Source organism: Staphylococcus sp. SB1-57 (assembly GCF_017086425.1).
In the GTDB taxonomy this organism is placed as follows: Bacteria; Bacillota; Bacilli; order Staphylococcales; family Staphylococcaceae; genus Staphylococcus; species Staphylococcus warneri_A.
Genome location: NZ_CP070964.1, coordinates 988,796 through 1,008,822, shown reverse-complemented (window position 1 = coordinate 1,008,822; position 20,027 = coordinate 988,796). Strand labels below are relative to the sequence as shown.

General features: G+C 32.4%; 7 protein-coding genes and 3 pseudogenes. 1 reads left to right on the top strand and 9 read right to left on the bottom strand.

Annotated features, from left to right (window positions below; all coding sequences use genetic code 11):
• Window positions 1-52: 52 nt before the first annotated feature.
• The 3 genes from JX000_RS05065 to JX000_RS05055 are packed head-to-tail and all read right to left on the bottom strand — an operon-like array spanning window position 53 to window position 2,850.
• Window positions 53-478 carry a YtxH domain-containing protein gene (locus JX000_RS05065; RefSeq protein WP_002452159.1) on the bottom strand — a complete coding sequence of 142 codons (426 nt, stop codon included), beginning with the start codon at window positions 476-478 and terminating at the stop codon, window positions 53-55.
• 21 nt (window positions 479-499) lie between these two features.
• Window positions 500-1,192 (bottom strand): pseudouridine synthase, encoded by a 693-nt coding sequence (locus JX000_RS05060; RefSeq protein WP_124227864.1) that lies wholly within the window; start codon window positions 1,190-1,192, stop codon window positions 500-502.
• Entirely contained in the window at window positions 1,189-2,850 is a 1,662-nt protein-coding gene (locus JX000_RS05055) for a putative polysaccharide biosynthesis protein (RefSeq protein WP_206140954.1), read from the bottom strand. The genes JX000_RS05060 and JX000_RS05055 overlap by 4 nt, the downstream gene beginning before the upstream one ends.
• 318 nt (window positions 2,851-3,168) lie before the next feature.
• On the opposite strand from JX000_RS05055, the gene JX000_RS05050 reads away from it, so the two are divergent.
• Window positions 3,169-4,437, top strand: a complete 1,269-nt coding sequence (locus JX000_RS05050) for a BaiN/RdsA family NAD(P)/FAD-dependent oxidoreductase (RefSeq protein WP_145506631.1) — start codon at window positions 3,169-3,171, stop codon at window positions 4,435-4,437.
• Window positions 4,438-4,480: 43 nt separating this feature from the next.
• Here the strand turns inward: JX000_RS05050 and JX000_RS05045 are convergent, their stop codons facing one another.
• The 6 genes and pseudogenes from JX000_RS05045 to leuS form a co-directional block, all read right to left on the bottom strand.
• Entirely contained in the window at window positions 4,481-10,030 is a 5,550-nt protein-coding gene (locus JX000_RS05045) for a DUF1542 domain-containing protein (protein WP_206140953.1), read from the bottom strand.
• Between the two features lie 250 nt (window positions 10,031-10,280).
• Window positions 10,281-14,681: pseudogene (locus JX000_RS12270) on the bottom strand (DUF1542 domain-containing protein).
• A gap of 18 nt (window positions 14,682-14,699) precedes the next feature.
• Window positions 14,700-16,364, bottom strand: a pseudogene (locus tag JX000_RS12310) (SasC/FmtB family protein); the annotation flags it as partial.
• A gap of 401 nt (window positions 16,365-16,765) precedes the next feature.
• Window positions 16,766-16,856: pseudogene (locus JX000_RS12305) on the bottom strand (YSIRK-type signal peptide-containing protein); the annotation flags it as partial.
• Between the two features lie 304 nt (window positions 16,857-17,160).
• Window positions 17,161-17,472, bottom strand: coding sequence for a rhodanese-like domain-containing protein (locus tag JX000_RS05035; RefSeq protein ID WP_002452153.1), 312 nt, complete (start codon window positions 17,470-17,472; stop codon window positions 17,161-17,163).
• A 24-nt stretch (window positions 17,473-17,496) separates the two neighbouring features.
• Complete coding sequence (gene leuS, locus JX000_RS05030) at window positions 17,497-19,911, bottom strand: leucine--tRNA ligase (RefSeq protein WP_206140952.1); 2,415 nt, start codon at window positions 19,909-19,911, stop codon at window positions 17,497-17,499.
• Between the last annotated feature and the right edge of the window lie 116 nt (window positions 19,912-20,027).

Here is a 20,027-nt window from a genome sequence, read left to right as displayed (position 1 = left end):
CCTATACACGATTTCTTCGAGAAATGTGTATAGGCGTTTAGCTTATTAAAAATTATTTTTTATCTTCTAAAGCATTTTTATTATTTTTTAGATCTTCTTCTGATACGACGCGTAAATTATTATTAGCTGTAGCGCCACCTTCATCATCAAATTTACCTTCTTCTAAATCATCAGCTTTATTTTCATCTAAATTTGTGAATCTAGTTTTTTCTTCCTCGAAGAATGCTTTAGGGTCATTTTTAATTCTTTCTACGTAACCTTTTGGATTACTTTTAACATCTTGAATTGTTTCATTAGCTTTAGAACTAATTTGATTTGCGAAGTCTTTAGCATTCGCTTTATATGATTCTGGGTTTTCTTTGTATTGATTATATTGATCTTTTAATTTATCTCTGCTTTCTTTACGAGATAATAGAACTGCTGCTGCTGCACCACCTAAACCTAATACTACTCTAAATAAATTTGTTCCTTTTGCCATATTCAAACACCTTCTCTTTCTTTAGTTTAAAAGTAATTTAAAATCATTTTCTGTTAATAAACGAAATTCGCCTAATTTAAGAGATGTATCCAACTCTAATTCAGCAATTTTAATACGTTTTAATTGTAATACCTCATTTTCTATCTCATGAAACATTCTTTTAACTTGATGATATTTACCTTCGTATATCGTAACACGTGATCGTCGATTTTCAATGATTTCAAATTGTGCAGGTTTTACTAACCCATCAGACAATTCTAATCCTTCTTTAAATCGCTCTACATCGCTTTGTGTTACATCATTTTTTGATACTACTTCGTAAGTTTTAGGCACGTGTTTATTTGGACTCATCAAATCATGGTTAAATTGACCATCATTAGTGATTAGTAGTAAGCCTTCTGTATCTTTGTCTAACCTACCTACAGGGAAAATCCCCAAGTGTTGATACTCAGGGATTAAATCTATAACAGTTTGATGTTTATCATCTTCAGTCGCTGATACTACACCAGATGGCTTATTTAACATGATATACACTTTATCGATATATATTATTTTTTCATCATTAACTGTAATGATATCTTCATTAGGATCAATTTGCGTTTTTGGAGACTTGATCACTTCATTGTTCACTTTAACGTAACCTTTTTTTAAACTTTGCTTTACTTCATTACGTGTACCTACGCCCATGTTAGCTAAAAATTTATCTAGTCTCATCTTAAGAAACCAACTTTACGTCTGATTTTCTCAGGAATATCACCTAAAAACTCATCTGCAAATTTAGTCTTAATTGTAATACCGCCGTATATTGCTGCACCTACAACCACACCTACAGAAATAATAATTAAATAGCCTATTTTGCTAGGAGCTAGGAATAACTTTCCAATAAAGAATACTAACTCTACACCTAGCATCATAATAAATGAGTATAAAAAGATTTTACCGAAATGAATCCAACTGTAACTAAACTTGAACTGTGCATATTTCTTCAATATGAAGAAGTTACATCCAATTGCAAAGAGTAATGCAAATGATGTACTTAGTACAGCTCCTGGTGTATGGAATAACATAATAAGTGGATAGTTAAGTATTAATTTTATAGCAACTGCACCTAAAATTACATAAACTGTTAACTTCTGTTTATCAATACCTTGTAACATTGACGCTGTAACACTTAACAGTGAAATTAGAATTGCAACAGGTGCATAGATAAACAGTAATCGACTACCATCAAAGTTAGGATCATGACCTTGAACTACTGGATCATATCCATAAAAGACTGTAAATAATGGCTGTGCCAATGCCATAATTCCAATACTAGCTGGAACTGTAATGAACATCAGTACACCAATTGACGTTCTGATTTGTCGATGCATTTCTTCAAAACGACCTTCTTCATACGTTTTGGTAATATATGGAATTAAACTTACTGCAAAACCAGCACTTAATGACGTTGGAATCATAACAATTTTATTTGTCGACATATTTAACATATTAAAGAAAATGTCTTGCAATTGTGATGAAACACCCACTACAGATAATGCACCATTGTGTGTAAATTGATCGACTAAATTAAATAATGGGAAATTTAAACTTACAATTACAAATGGGATACTATATTTTATGATTTCTTTATACATATTGCCATAAGAAACATTGATATCGGTATAATCTGACAATACCATTTTATCAATATTTTTCTTACGCTTTCTCCAGTAATACCATAAAGTAAGAATACCTGCTATAGCACCAATAGCTGCAGCAAATGTTGCGATACCATTAGCCATTAATACTGTTCCATCAAATACATTTAATACTAAATAACTACCTACTAAAATGAAAATCACTCGAGCTATTTGTTCAGTTACTTCAGATACAGCTGTTGGTCCCATTGATTTATATCCCTGGAAGATACCTCTCCAAGTTGCTAATACCGGTATGAAGATAACTACCATACTGATGATTCGAATAATCCAAGTGATATCTGCGACAGACCAGCCATTTTTATCTGACGCATTACGAGATAAAGTTAATTCTGAGATAAAAGGTGCTAGGAAATATAGAATTAAGAATCCTAATACACCTGTTATACTCATGACAATAAAACTTGATTTATAAAATTTCTGACTGACCTTATACGCACCTAAAGCATTGTATTTAGCTACATATTTTGAGGCTGCAAGTGGTACACCTGCTGTAGCTACAGCTATCGCAATATTATACGGTGCATAAGCATACGTGAACGGTGCCATATTTTCTTGTCCACCTATTAAATGGTTAAATGGAATAATAAATAGTACACCAAGAACTTTGGTAATTAAAATACTAAGTGTAATTAAAAAGGTCCCTCGAACCATTTCTTTACTTTCGCTCATTAACTATCTTCCTATCTTTAAAAGTTTATTAAACCTAGTTGAACTCATGTTGTGTTCGTTATCATTAGCTTACATTATTATAAAATATATCACAAAAAGACTAACATGGGGATTGATTTTATAATAATTTTAATTGTTTAAAAGATGATAACGAATTAATCCTTTATTATCCGTTTGAATAGATTATGTATCTAAGATACTTCAAGTTTTCTATTATAGTTATTATTTTATTCATTGTCATCTAATTATACAACTTCTATAGCATATATTTTTTGATTCATATACAATAGTGTTGAATATTCATTGGAGGAAGTTAATATGTATCAAACAATCATCATCGGTGGTGGCCCAAGTGGTTTAATGGCTGCAGTAGCTGCTAGTTCTAATAGTAATCAAGTTCTTATATTAGAAAAGAAAAAAGGTCTGGGTAGAAAATTAAAAATATCAGGTGGTGGTCGTTGTAATGTTACCAATCGCTTACCCTATGCAGAAATAATTAAAAATATACCAGGTAACGGTAAGTTTTTATATAGTCCTTTTTCAATATTTGATAATGAATCCATTATTGATTTCTTTGAAAGTCGTGGCGTTAAATTAAAAGAAGAAGACCACGGACGAATGTTTCCTGTTTCAAATAAGGCCCAAGATGTCGTTGACACGTTAGTAAGCACAATTAACAAACAACAAGTTACTGTTAAAGAAGAAACAGCAGTGACTCGTCTATCTGTAAATGACAATGGTATCTTTACGGTTGAGACATCACAACAAACATATGAAGCAAATAGTGTGATTATAGCAACAGGTGGCACGAGTGTTCCACAAACTGGTTCGACAGGTGACGGTTATCGCTTCGCAGAATCTATGGGACATACCATAACTGATTTATTCCCTACCGAAGTGCCAATCACATCCCCTGAGCGCTTTATCAAAGATAAAACTTTAAAAGGATTAAGTTTGAAAGATGTAGAATTATCCGTTTTAAAGAAAAATGGCAAAAAACGAATTAGTCACCAAATGGATATGATTTTTACACATTTTGGTGTCAGCGGTCCTGCCGCCTTAAGATGTAGTCAATTTGTATATAAAGAACAAAAGAATCAAAAGAAAAACGAAATTCTAATGTCTCTTGACGCTTTTCCAGAGTTAAATCAAGAAGAACTTACGCAACAAATTCGACGTATGTTAAAAGAACAGCCAGATAAATTCATTAAAAATAGTTTACACGGTCTGATCGAAGAACGTTATTTATTATTTATATTAGAACAAGCTAATATTGATAACGAGACAACGTCGCACCATTTATCCAATCAGCAATTGACTACAATTGTTAATTTATTAAAAGGGTTTACATTCAAGGTTAACGGTACCTTACCTATTGATAAAGCCTTTGTTACTGGTGGAGGCGTTTCATTAAAAGAAATAGAGCCTAAAACGATGATGTCTAAATTAGTTACTGGGCTATTTTTATGTGGTGAGGTGCTAGATATCCATGGTTATACTGGCGGATATAATATCACAAGCGCGTTAGTCACTGGTCATGTTGCTGGTTTAAATGCTGGCAAACATAATACTTTAAAGAACAATTAATAAAACAGAGTCTAGATTTCTCTAGACTCTGTTTATATATTATTTATTTTAATTTATCTTTCTTTTGAACCATTCTTCTACTAACTAAGGCAGCACCTGCAGCAAATGTGATACCCGCTAATGGTAATTGATTATCATGTTGTCCAGTTTCAGGTAATGTTTCTAAACTATTTTGTTTATCAACTTCTGTGTCTGTTTCAACACTTTCATCAGACTCAATTTTAGTTAATGCGTTTGATTCATCGTTACCTTCGTCATTTCCATTTGCTTCTTTAGTAGGATTAGATCCTACATCAGATTTTTGTGGACTTTGTTGTTCTGTTTCTGGAAGAATTGCTTCAATTTGTTCAATAGCTTCTTCTTTCACTTTCATAACTGCTTCATTTGTATCAGCAGCGTCTAGTTGATCAGCAATAAGTGAAGCAAGACGATCTAATTGACTTAATGCTTTATCTTTTTGTCTTTGAGAAACATCAGCATTATTGATTATTACTTTTTGCTGTTGGATATGCTTATTAATTTCTTTTTCTGTTTCATCTTTGATTGACGCTTGTGCTTCGATTTGTGAAATTTGTTGTTCAGCGTCTTTCACAATCGTTTTCACTTCAGAATCAGATGGTGTTGCTTTAATAAGTTCTATCGCATTTTGTTCGATTGGATTTAATTGTTCAATCGCTGCTTCTTTCTCTTCTTTAGTTGCTTTAGGAGTTTTATTAATTTTATCGATTTGTTTTTGAACAAGATTTGCAATTGTATTTCTTGCCTCTGGTTTTACCACCGCAACGACATTAATTGCTTTAAGTTGTTCTAAAGCACTTTCTTTTACTTTAGTAATGTCATCGTTAGTATCTTTAGCATCAATATCAGATAGACCTTGTTCTAAAATATCATTTAGTTGTTCTTCAGCTGCTAATTTTTCAGTTTCAGTAGCATCCTCATTGGAATCAATCATGTCTTGAACCTTGTCTGCTTGTTCTTTAAGCGCATTCGCAGCAATTGCTTTTTGTTCAACATTTACTACGACTGCATTTAAATCATTCATTGCATTGGCTTTGATTTGAGCAATATCAATATCAGAAGTTACATTGGCAATTTCAGTTTTAGCAGATTCTAATATATTGTCAACTTGTTGATTAGCTTCATTTAATTCGTCAACTGTTGCACCAGGTGTATTTGCAAATGTTTCTTTTAATTGATTTGCTAAATTATCAATTGAATTAATCGCGTTTGGTTTAGTTACAACTTCTGGATTAATACCATTAATTGCAGTTTCTCCGTTAGTTAAGGCATCCTCAACTTCTTGATTTGTTTCACCATTATTAATATTGATTTCAGCAATTTCTAATTGTTCATTAACATTTTGAATAGCCGCTTCTTTTTCTTGTGCTGTAGCAGTAGCATTTGCATTAATTTCATTTTCTTTAGTTGTAGCAACTTGTTTAATATGAGTGAGTGCTGACGGTTTTTTAGTGAATGTTACATCAAATTGATTCACATTTTCTATAGCATGTTCTTTTGCAGCAGTTAATCTAGCTACGTTAATGGCTTGATTAATAGATGCTTCAGCTTGAGTTTTAATTGCTGCTAAATCTGCAAGCGCAGCGTTCACTTCTTCTTGTGTTCCATCAAAGTCAGCTTCTATTTCACTTACTTTATCGTTATAAACATTAGTAAATTCTTCTAATGCAGATTGTCTAAGAGTTCCAATTGGTTGGATTGCTTTAATTTCAGATACACCATTTGCCTTAGCGTTATCTACATCTTGATCAGTTTGAGCTTGAGCAACTTGATCTTTTGCTGATGTTAATGCATTTTGAACAGCTTGTTTAGCTTCCGCTATATCTTCTTGTGTTGCATTAGGTGTTTTATCTAATTCCTCTTGTTTTAAATCAGCTGCATTATCTAGTTCTTGTGTTGCATTTGACTTTTTAACAATAGATGGTACAAATTGATTAATTTGAGTTGTACCTTCATTTTTAGCTTGATCTACATCATTATTTGTATTTGCATGATCAATATTACCTGTCACTTGATTCGCAATATCATCTAATTTATTAGATGCTAATTGTTTTTCTTCATTTGTAGCTTGAGGGTTTTGATTTACAGCATCTTTTTGTTGATTAATGATATTTTGAATATCTTGTTTTGCATTGTCTTTAACAGTTGTTTCTGGTTGAACTGATTGAATAGCTTGATCAGTTGCTTTAACAGCATTATTTACATCAACAATACTTTGAGCATTAGTCACATCTGTTAAACCTTGTTGTAACGCATCATCAACTTTTGTATTTGCAGCTTGTTTTTCTTCTTCCGTAGAACCATTATTATTAGCTATTTGTTGTTTTTTATCGTTAGCTTGATTTTGTAAATCTGTTTTAACAGCTGTTTTAATTCCTGTATCAGCAGTAATCTGACCTATACTATTAATGCCTTCATTCTTTTTAGCCTCAACATCTGCAGCATTTTCTGCATTTACAATAGCTTGATTAGCATTATTTTGTGTGCGAGCTACCAGTTGTTTAGCTGCATCTTTTTCTTCTGTTGTTGCATCTTGGTTTTGATCAATAGTGTTATTTTGATTTGTTGCTGCTTGATCAACTTCATTTTTAGCATTTGTCTTAGTTTGAGTTTCAGGAACAACATTACCAATATTTGTTTCACCATTTTGAACTGCTGTGTCAACTTGTGCATTTGTAGTTGCAGCATTAATTTCATCATTTGCAGTTGTCACTGCTTGAGTTAATGTTTGTAATGCCGCTTCTTTTTCTTCTGTTGTTGCATTAGGTTCGTTGTTAATAATATATGTTTGTTGATCTTGTTTAGTTTTAATATCAGCTAATGCTGTTTCTTTTTTAGTATTTGCAGGTATAACTTGATTAATTTCTTGAATCGTTTGATCTTTAATTTGATTTACTGCTGCGTCAGTTTTAGCTTGGTTAATTTGTTCATTTGAAGCTGCAACGAGTGCATCCACATTATTTGTTGCTGCTTCTTTTTCCTCTGTTGTTGCATTATTATCATTAGGAAATGTCGCTTTACGTTGATCTGCAGCTTGAGTAATTTCGTTTCTAGCATTAGATTTAGTTGTTACAAATGCTTGAACTTGATTAATAGTATTAATACCATCATTTTTATTACTATCAACGCTTTGTTTATTCGCAGCTTGATAAACGTTGGCACTACCTTGACCTAACATACGATCTACTGAATCATTGGCATAATCTCTTTCTTCATTAGTCATATCCGGGTCTTGTGTCAAATCGTGTTTACGTTGATTTGCTACATTTTCTAATTCAGCTATCGCATTATTTTTATAATCTTTAGATGGTGTAATGGCTGCAATTTTTGCAATTTGTTCATTCTTAACATTTTCAACATCTGCATTAGATTGTGCCGCATCTATTGCTTGGTCTGCTTCTGTTTTAGCATTTTGTAATGCTTGTTGAGCTTCATTTTGTTCTTCTGTAGTTGTACCACGCGTATTTTGGATGACACCTTCTTGGTCAGTTACTTTTTGAGCAATTTCAGCTTTTGCAGCCGGTTTAACTTGTGCTTCTTGTTGAATTTGATTGATATCATTTTGATTAGTTGTTACAGCATTGTCAACATCATCATTACTTGCTGCTTGGTCAATGTCGTTATTAGCTTTAGTAACAGCTGCATCAACATTTGCATTAGCTGCATTATGTTCTTCTGTTGTAGAGTTTGTATCTTGATTAATTAATCGTTTTTTATTGTCTGCATCTTGTGCAATTGTTGATTTCGCTTGTTGTTTCTTATCTGTTGATGGCGTTACATCATTAATTTGATTTATACCATTAGTAACCGCATTAGCAACTTCATCGTTTGTTAATGCTTGATCAATATTATTATATGCTTCATTCTTTCTAGGGTCTAAAACATTCATTGCATCATTTTTTTCTTCTGTAGTTGATTGATTTGAGTCATTAATTGCTTGTTTCTTTTGTTCATATGCATGATCAATTGTATTTCTAGCATCTGGCTTTTTAACTTCATCTGGAGCAACATTTTGTAATTCTTGAAGCGCATGATCTCTAGCTTCATTCACTTCATTTGTTGTATTTGCCGCACCTATTGCAGTATTTGCTTGATTTACAATTTGATCTACTTGATTATTGGCAACATTAATCTCTTCTGTTGTCGCATCCATATAGTTATTTGTATTATTATTTCTAATTTGTTCAGCTGACTGATTCACTTCAGCCTTTGCTTCGTCTTTAACTGTAGTAGCTGGCGTAACTGCATTAATTTGATTTATACCTAATTCTTTGGCTTGCGTTACATCCTGATTATTAGACGCGTCATTAATATTAGTAGTTGTATTTTGAACTAAGCCATTAACTTGTTCTTTTGCCACAGCTTTCTCTTCATTTGTAGCATTTTGATTTGCATCTATGTCACCATTATGTGTAGCAGCAGCTTGATTTACTTCTGCAATTGCATTTGGTTTAGCTGTTGAAGCAGGTACAACATTACCGATTGCATTAACATTTTGTGTTTGAATGCCGTTAATCTCATTTTCAGTATTAGCTGCATTAATATCTTTTAATGCTTGTTGTTCTGTTTGATGTACTTGGTTAACTGCTTCTTGTTTTTCTTCATTCGTTGCATCTGGATTATTATTAATTGTTAAAATTTGATCTGCAACTTTTTGAACTACTGCATTTCTTGCTGCATCTCTTGTACGTGCTTGTACATTTATAGCATCAATGGCTGCAATACCATTATTTTTAGCTGTTGTTACATCGTCCGTTGTGTTTGCTTGATTGATATTATTATTAGCATTAAATTGTTGATGTGCTACATCGTTTAAAGCTAATTGTTTTTCTTCTTGAGTGGCTTCTGTTGTGTTATCAATTGCTTGATTTTTATCAGTAGCTTTTTGATTAATTTCATTTGTTGCACCTTGTTTCGCATTTTCTAATGCTTCATCTTGAGCATTAACAGGTTGGTTCTGATTAGGTGCTACATTATTACCATTTTGGTCATCACCCACATCACGTTTATTACGTTTTTTAGGTGTTTGATTATTTTCAACAGTAGCAACTGGTTTGCTTTGTTTGTTTAATCCTTCATTTGATTCAATGGGTGACTCTTTATCTTGTTTTTCTTTTGGCGTTTCTTGAGCTTGCTCTTGATTAGACTGTGGTTGAGCTTGTTCTTGATTACCTTCATTTACTGGATTATCAATAACTGCATTAGGTTGATTGGCATCATTATTAGCTTCTGTTGCTTCTGGATTAGCGATTTGCTCATTATTTGTTTCAACAGCATTTTTGTTATCATTTTGTTGTTGATTTTGTTCTTGAGCTACAACATTTTGAGGTGATGTTTGTTCATTTGCAGGATTAACATTTCCAGCTTGATTTTCATTTGGTAATGTCTGATCATTGGGCTGTCCCTGATTAACGACATTATCTGTCAATGGGCCATTAACATTGACATTATCTTGTTCAGCAGCATCTGCACTATTAGGATTAACGCCTAAAAATGCTACCGTTGCTATTAATGCTGAAAAAATACCAACGTTAAACTTACGAATACTAAATTTTTGTTGCTTAAATAAATTCATAATGACTATCCTCCTAGGTGTATCAATCGTGATGTTGAGTATTAGAAATTTATTTCTATAACAAATAGATTGTACGCATATAATAAATTCATACAACCTATTTATTTATTATTGATTTTATCATCAATATATTTTTAAATCTAGTCTATTAAATAACATTTTTATTTCAAAGTTGTTACTATTATTTTAATAATTATCATTGGTGCAAACTTAATAACTCATTCATATTTCAATGAATTCATTTCAAATCTTAACTAACCTTTTTTCTTCGTTTTAAGCTACTTACAAATATACTTATACCAAATGTAAACATAATAGGAACGATTGGATGTTGATAATTAGTTATACCTGTATTAGGCAACTCTTGCACAGATTCTTCCTTAAAATCACAAGTGTTCTTTACTTCTTTTTCTATGAAAAATTTATTATCTCTAGTATTACAGAATACAACTGGTTCTATTTCTTTCTCTAAAGTAACTTCTACTTCAGGTTCCGCTATAGGTAATTGAATTGCTTTTAATTTTTCAATTGTTTCTTTAACAATTTGTGCTACTTCTTCATTTGTTTTTGCATCTTTAATTAATGCATTAGCTTCGTTTAAAATATCTTCAACTCTATTTAAAGCATTTTTTACTGCTTTTGGATTAACATTTTTAAGTTGATTTATTTTATCTTTGACTTCATTTGCAACAAGATTGATGTCATCTTTAGCACTAGGTTTCACTTCAATTACTGGTTGAATATGTTCAATGAGTTGCACTTCTTTAAGTTTTATTTGCGCTACTTCTTCATTTGTTAATGCTTTCATTACTAATATTTTGGCTATTTCCAATTCTTTATGAACCTTCGCAATGGCTTCATCTTTCTCTTCTTGTGTGGCTTCAGTTATACGATCAAAATCTTGAATAACTCGTTGAGCAATTGATGTTAATGCTTCATTTGCTTCTGGTTTCACTTTAACAATTGGCTTAATACTCTTTATTAGAATTTCCCATTCTATTTTAGCTTTAGCAACTTCCGCATTAGTTAATGATTGGTCTACTGTATCAATACTATTTTTTAAAGCTTCCTCCAATTGATTGATAGCGTCATTTTTTTCTTCTTGAGTTGCCTCATTTTTATCATTAATATGTGTTTTAATTTGACTTGATAATTCTTTTAACACTTTAACCGCAGCAGGCTTCACTTCAATATTAGGCATAATCTGTTCAATATCTTTTAACGCTTTTGAAAGTACGTCTGCAACATTTTGGTTTGTTTGTGCACTTGATACCTCTTTAGTGTATTGGTTTACTGCTTGATTTAGTTGCTGTAATGCTAATTCTTTCTCTTCAGTCGTCGCTTCATTTGTTAACTTAATTACTTGGTCTTGTTTTGTGAAAGCTTGATCAATTTCATTAATTGCTTCAGGTTTTTTTACGATATTAAGTTTTACATTATTAATATCTTCAATTGATTGAGTCTCTGTTTGATCAACTTGTTGATTAGTTTGATCTGACTGTAAAGCATTTAATGCATTTTGAAGAATTGTCTTTAATTGTTGAATCGCGTCATCTTTTTCTTCAGTTGTTGCTTCACCATTATTATTAAACAATTGATTTTTAATTGCTTCAGCATTAGTGATCGCGGCTCTTGCATCATTCTTTTTAACTACATTAACTTGAACGTCATTAATTGATTGGACACCTTGTTGCTCCGTTAGGTTAACTTGATTTGTAGTTTTATCTTGATTAATTTGTGCTAAGGCTTGATTTAATAGTTTTTCGACTAAGGCTTTCGCTATGTTGATTTCCTCATTAGTAGCATCAGGTGTTAGTGATAAAGCATTCATTTTTGTTTCTGTAGTTTGATTTAAGGCATATCTTGCATCTGTTTTCACTTTAGTAGACGGTAAAATTTGTTTAATATCATTAATTGCTTTATTTTTAGTATTTTCTACTTCAGTATCATCTGTAAATCGATTAATATCATTTTTAGCTTTATTAACAACAGTATTGACATCATTTATAGCTGCATCTTTCTCCTCTACTGTTGCATCTTTAACGCCATTGATGACCTTATCTTGATTATCCGCAGTTTGGTTTATCATTGATCTAGCATTTTCTTTGACAACAATATGAGGTAATATGTTGGGAATTATAGCATCGCTATTTGATTGGATTTGATTAACTTGTGCATTCGTGTCTGAGTTATTGATATCAGCTAATAACTGATTGTTAGCATTCTGCAATCTATCTAATGCATTATTTTTCTCCTCATCGGTTGCATCTTTGGCTTGATTAATAATTTCTTGTTGATGTTCTACAAGCTGATGTAATGCATCTCTAGCATTTTGTTTCACAGTCGGCTTGAACACAGTTTGATTAATCTTTTCTAATCCATTGTCTTTTGTATTAGCAACTTCTTGATTGGTATTATCATTAGTGATTTGTTGATTTAAATCATTTAATATATTATTCAAATTATTAATGAATGCATCTTTTTCGTCTTGCGTTGCTTCTTTATTCTCTAGTGCCTCTTGTTTTTTATTATTTATAGCATTAAGTAATGATTGTCTTGCATTTGTTTTAACAATCGTTTCTGGCACAATTTGTTGTATTTCTTGGTTTCCATTTGTTACAGCATTATTAACGTCTTGATTTGTTTGTGCTTGGTCAATATTTTGAAGAGCTTGATTTTTAGCTTGTGCCACCAATTGTTTTGCAGCATCTTTTTCTTCAAGTGTTGATTCACCATTACTATTGATTACATTATCTCGTTGATTCGCTTCTGCTTCTATATTTTTTCTGGCATTATTTTTTACGACTGTTTCAGGTAAAGTCATATTGATTTGCTCAATTGCTTGTTGTCGTCTATCTTCTACATCTTGATTGGTCTGTGCTTGATTAATTGCTTCATTCGCTTGATTAAATATTTGTTCTAACTTTTGTAAAGCTACATTTTTCTCTTCAATAGTGGCATCAGGTGTCGTATTAATCTTACGTTCTTGGTCAGTTTTGGCGTCTGCTAAAGCTTGTCTTGCTTCAGGTTTAGTTACAACATTAACTTGAACTGCGTCTATATTTTGAATCGCATGGTCTTTAGCTTGATCAACCTCTTGATTGGTTTGTGCTTGATTGATTGCTTCCAATGCTTATTGTTTATTTTGATCTAATTGTTGAATAGCCTTATTTTTCTCTTCAATAGTGGCATCAGGTGTCTGATTAATTTGAGCTAATTTATTATTATACTGTTGATTGATGTCATTTATCGCTTCAGGTTTTTTAACAACATGTGCTTGTATTTGATTAATATTATGATCACCATTTTGTTGTGCTTGATCGACTTGCGCATTTGTATCAGCTTGGTTTACTTGTTCAATAGCTTGGTTAAGTGCTTGATTCACTTGTGTAATGGCTGCCTCTTTTTCTTCAGTAGTTGCATCAGGTGTTTGATTTATATTTTGTTTTTTAGCTGTAGCATTATTATTCAATATGCCAATTGCTTCTTGCTTTTTCGTTACGTTTGGTTGTACATTACTGATATCATTAAGCGCAGTATTTTTAATTGCATCTACCATTGGTGTTGTATTAACAGTATTAATATCATTAATAGCGCGATTCAATAATTGATTCACTCTACCAACTGCCTCTTGTTTTTCTTCTCTAGTTGCACCAGGTGTTGCGTTAATATTTATAATCGCTTCATTCGCTTTATTAGTAACTGCATTTCTAGCATCCGTTTTAACTTGTGTTGAAGGTTGAACATTACCAATCTCATGCAATCCATTATTTTTCGCATCTGTTACTTGTTGATTGGTATCAGCGTTATCTATATTTTGTATAGCCGTGTTTAATGCCTGATCTAATATAAGTTGAGCTGCTTGTTGTTCTTCTACAGTTGCTTCGTTGTTATTAAAGATAATATTATGTTGTTCTTGGGCTTTTTGATTTAATGCATTTTTAGCGATTGATTTAACGATAGTTGCAGGTGTAATAGCTTGTATTTGATTTAATGCATTATTCTTAACCATATCAACATCGTTATTAGTATTAGCCTTTAATATATTATCATTTGCTGTCGTAACCGTTTGATTCACTAACTTAATAGCAGCTTCTCGTTCCTCTAAAGTCGCTTCATGATTGGCATTTATATCTGCAATCTTTTGTTGAGCATTATTAGCGATCGCCTCTCTTGCTGCTTGCTTAACAACTGGTATAGGTGAAATATCTAAGATAGCATCTAATCCTCTATCTTTAGCATGATCGACATCACTATTTGATATGCCTTGATTTATATTTTGAATCGCTTGTTCAGAAGCCTGATTAAGTTCATTCAGTGCAGTATTTCTTTCTTCTTGTGTTGCTTCATGGTTTTCATCAATTTGCTCACGTTGTTTGGCCACTGCTCGATTGATCGCTGTAATTGCGTTTGCACGATACGTATTTTCTGGCACATCAGAATTAATATCGCTCACACCATTATTTTTAGCTTCGTTTACAGCATTATTTGTATGTGCTTGATTAATATTGTTCAGTGCAGTTGTAACATGATTATCAACTTGTGCATTAGCAGCTTCTTTTTCTTCTTGTGTTGCAATACGGTCTTGTTGAATTTTTTGTTTTTGCTCATTTGCTTTTTCATTTATAGTTTGTCTTGCATTAGGTTTAATAACAGGAACAATATTAACTTGTTCAATTTTATTGATGCCCGCTTCTTTCTCTCTTGTGACACCATCGTCCGTAGTTTGATCATCTATATGATTTAATGCTTCGTTTTTCAAATTAGTAATTTGACCTCTATAAGCGTCATTTTCATCATCTGTTAAATCTTTAACATTATCTACTTCATCCGATCTATCATCTGCTTTTTGACCAAGTTCACGTGCAGCGTCTACACGAGAAATAAGTGTGTGTTGCATTTGATGTAATAATTGATCAATTGTAGCTTGAGAAACTTGTTGATTTAAAGGCACATGGTTACGATCTTCATTTAATATCGTTTGCGCTTGTTGTTTTAGACGATTATATTCTTGATATGAAGCATAAGTATAATCTGATGGTACTACGCCCCAATTATATTGAGCTTGCAAATCATCTTTGTTCATGACAATATTCACTTGATATGGAACACCATTCACTATACTTTGTGGTGGCTCTCCATTCAAATAAGTTTGTGTATAAGTTTTAGATTTAATGGCATCTGAGAAAGTCACTTCTTTTGGGTTAGCTACGTTATTAACTCTTAAATTAAATGTTACATTTAATGTTTTATTGGCTAATAAGCTAGTAGGTTCTCCTTGAGTAGGTGTCGCAGAAGTGATTCCGTTACTTGTAAAAGTGAGCGTTCTAGTTCCTTGGTCATAGTTTTCTGTTAAACGATTCATCACATCATTAGGCCCGTTTCCATCAGGAAAACTCGTTGTTATAGAATTAGGAACATATTCAATGCCTTCTGGTAATTGCATAGAATATTCAAAAGCTCCTGGTAACATAGAAGCGCCAGACTTACCATTATTAGTAATTTGTGTTGTTACAGTAAAGTTAGTATTATTTTTCACATTATTTTCTTTATTTCTTCCACTTATATATAAATGTGATCCTGAACGGATACCGACATTATCGATAAAGTCATAATATCTATAGCCATCTTGGTTCTTTTCAAGTCTTCTTACATTTCCCATGATATCGTTATTAGGTATTAATTGAATTTTGATGTTCGATACATTATCAGGCACTTTAAATAAACGAAGCATATCTCCAGCTTGTATATCACCGTTTCCAATGACAGTGTCGGTATTCGCATCTTTAATTACTAAGTTTGTACCACCTTTACCGTTACCTGCAGCCATAGTATTAAAATCAAAAATAATTTCTGAATTAGGATTTACAGTTACATCTTTTTCAATACCATTGAAATCACCATGATTATTTGGATCATTACCTTCTACTCTACCTAATGCAAGGACAGTACCTTGTGCTTGTTTATTATTTCTATCACCCGGATGGAATACTTGTGTTCTTTCTAAAACGGCATTAAGCACCCCTACTTTACCACCATTAATCAAATTAAATCCCGGTAAGCTATTTAATACAATCACTTGTGGGTTATTTCGATTATCACTAGGTTTAACGCCTACATCCTCAAAAGTAAAACGGTAATTTAATGTATTATTTCCAGTATTATTAATATTTGGATCTATCGTTGCATCATCTCTAGAATATTCCCCATTGGTACTTTGAGGTGTCCCATTTCCATTTTGTGGACCGGTACCACCAGCAACTGTAGGTGTGTTATTTACATCACGACGTTGTCTTTTCTTAGGTTTAGTTGCGGGTTCTATTACCGCATTCATGTATTGAATTTTTCCTTCAGCCTGTTGCTTAGGTTTAGCTGACATATGTTCAGATGCAGGTTTTACATGGTTTACTGTCGTATTATTATCAATCGGAGTCTTACTTTCAATCGTCGTATTCAATTCATTATTCGTTGATTGTGTCTCTTGGATAACTGTATTGTCTGTAGTTTCAATTGTTTCTATTTGAGTCTGTTGATTATTTGTATTTACAGAATCATTATTGGAATTAGCTTGGTTTGAAACATCAGAAGCCCCCACTTCGGAAAGTGTTTCTTGATTATTATTGAGTTCTCTATTGTTATCCAATTGTCCATCACTAGTTGTTTCTTGTAGTTTTTGCACATCATTTACTGGTTGTGAGTTTACTTCATCTGCCTGTGCTATATGTGTAATTGGTGATGACAAAAAAGCTACAGTAACAATTAACGTAGAAAATATACCAACTTTAAATTTTCTAATACTAAAGGTTTCTTTTCTAAATAAATTCATTAATTGTTCCTCCTTGTTGCACTTCTTGTTGTTTATAATTAATGAACATTTTTCGTGTATGTATCTTAAATGAATTAAATCTCTATTTAAACCATTCGCTCAATTAATTAATAGTTATTTTGATTTTAACACCAATATTATTCTAAATCTAGTACACAACATTAAAATAAAATAGTGTACGTTTTTATTCATAAATCGATGTATTTTAGAGATTTGAATATGTAAATATCTTTATACATAAAAAAGCTAGATTAAAGTGCTATTACTACATAGCATTTAATCTAGCTCAATTGATAAGTTCATTTTAAATATTATTAATTTCTAAACCTTCTGTACCCCACTCATTCATGCCGCCTTCTACATTAACAGCATGAATATTTGAGTCCTCTAAATATTGAACGACTCTAGCACTTCTAGCACCTGCAGCACAAATAATATAATAAGTTTGATTTGAATCAAATTCATTTAAATGGTCAGGAATTTCATTCATTGGAATTGTTTTCGCACCGGGAATGATACCCATAGCTGTTTCATCATTATTTCGTACGTCTACAATATTAATTGGATTTGAGTCCAATATTTTCTCTTTTAATTGATCTATTGTAATTGATTCCATTTTTTAAAACTCCTTTAAAATGATTTATTTAGCAACGATATTAACAAGTTTTTGCGGTACAGCAATTACTTTTTTAATCTCTTTACCTTCAATACTCATTTTAACATTTTCATTTGCTAATGCTAAATCTTGCATTTCCTCTTTAGATAAATCTTTTGGTATTTCAATCTTAGCTCTTAATTTACCATTAACTTGAACAACGATTTCAACTTCATCATCAACTAATAATGATTCATTATAAGTTGGCCATGGTTGGTACGTAATGGTATCTGAATGACCTAATCTTTCCCATAATTCTTCGCCAATATGAGGGGCAATTGGTGCTAACATTGTTACAAATCCTTCAATATACGGTTTATATATTTCATCTGCTTTATAGCAATCATTGATAAAGACCATCAATTGACTAATCGCTGTATTGAAGCCTAGTGTATCAAAATCTTCAGTTACCTTTTTAACAGTTTGGTTATAAGTTTTATCTAATGATTTATTATTAGAATCTACTATCTTATCTGATAATGAGCCATCTTCTTTTACAATTAATCGCCATACTCGATCTAAGAAACGACGTGAGCCATCAAGACCTTTATCACTCCATGCAATGGCAGCATCTAAAGGTCCCATAAACATTTCGTATAAACGAAGTGTATCAGCGCCATGTGAATTAACAATGTCATCTGGATTGATTACATTTCCTTTAGATTTACTCATTTTTTCATTTCCTTCACCTAAAATCATACCTTGATTGTATAATTTTTGGAAAGGTTCTTTAGTTGGGACTACACCTAAATCATAAAGCACTTTATGCCAGAAACGTGCATACAATAAGTGAAGTACAGCATGTTCGACACCGCCAATATATAAATCTACTGGTAACCAATGTTTTAATTTTTCTGGATCTGCAATCATTTTATCGTTATCAGGATCGATGTATCTTAGGTAATACCAACAACTACCTGCCCATTGCGGCATCGTATTTGTTTCACGACGACCTTTCATAACAGTCTTCTCATCTGTGACATTAACAAAATCATCAATGTTAGCAAGTGGTGACTCACCAGTACCTGATGGTTTAATTTCATCTGTTTCAGGTAGTAGTAAAGGTAATTCTGACTCAGGTACAGTTGACATTGATCCATCTTCCCAATGAATAATTGGAATTGGTTCTCCCCAATAACGTTGTCTACTGAACAACCAATCACGTAATTTATAATTAACTTTTTTCTCACCAGCTTGATTCACTTCTAATAACTCAATCGCTTTTGTAATGGCTTCTTCATTATATAAACCATTTAATTCGCCTGAATTCACATGTGGACCGTTACCAGTATATGCTTCTTTTTGTACGTCTCCACCTTCAATGACTTCAATTATAGGAAGATCAAACTTTTCTGCAAACTCATGATCACGTTCATCGTGTCCTGGTACTGCCATAACTGCTCCAGTACCATAAGTTGAAAGCACATAATCAGCAATCCATATTGGAAGTTGCTCACCTGAAACAGGATTGATTGCATAAGCACCTGTGAAGACACCTGTCTTACCTTTAGCTAAATCTGTTCGTTCCAAGTCAGATTTTTTTGATGCTTCAGTTTGATAAGCTTTTACTTCTTCTAATTTTTCATCACTTGTAATTTGATTTACCAATGCATGTTCTGGACTTAATACTAAGAATGATGTACCAAAAATCGTATCAGGTCTTGTTGTGAAGACTTCTACTTTTTCATCAGAATCTTTGATATTAAAAGAAACTCTAGCGCCTTCTGATCGACCAATCCAATTACGTTGCATATCTTTAATAGATTCAGGCCAATCTAATTCCTCTAAATCTTCGAGTAAACGATCTGCATATTCAGTAATTTTAAGTACCCATTGTTTCATTGGCTTTCTATATACTGGATGACCACCACGTTCTGAAACGCCGTCAACGACTTCTTCATTTGATAATACTGTACCTAATGCTGGGCACCAGTTGACTGCTACTTCATCTACATATGCTAGTCCTTTATTATAGAGTTGAATAAAAATCCATTGTGTCCATTTATAATAGTTAGGATCTGTTGTATTTACTTCTCTATCCCAATCATAACTAAACCCTAATTCTTGAATTTGACGTTTGAATGTTTGAATATTTTTTTGAGTAAATTCACGAGGATCGTTCCCAGTATCTAAAGCATATTGCTCTGCAGGTAAACCAAATGCATCCCATCCCATTGGATGTAGCACATTGTAACCTTGCATACGTTTATATCGTGAAATGATATCTGTCGCAGTATAACCTTCTGGATGACCTACATGTAGACCCGCACCTGATGGATATGGAAACATATCTAATGCGTAAAATTTCTTTTGACCTAAATTATCTTGTGTCTTAAATGTTTTGTTGTCTTCCCAATACTTTTGCCACTTTTTCTCGATTTCGTTATGATTGTAATTCAATACGTTTCCTCCTATTCAATAAAAAGACACCCCTCACTAGTGATTAAGGGACGACCATAGCCGCGTTACCACCCTTTTTCGCATTTTCTGCGCACTTCATTCAATAGTAAGAGATG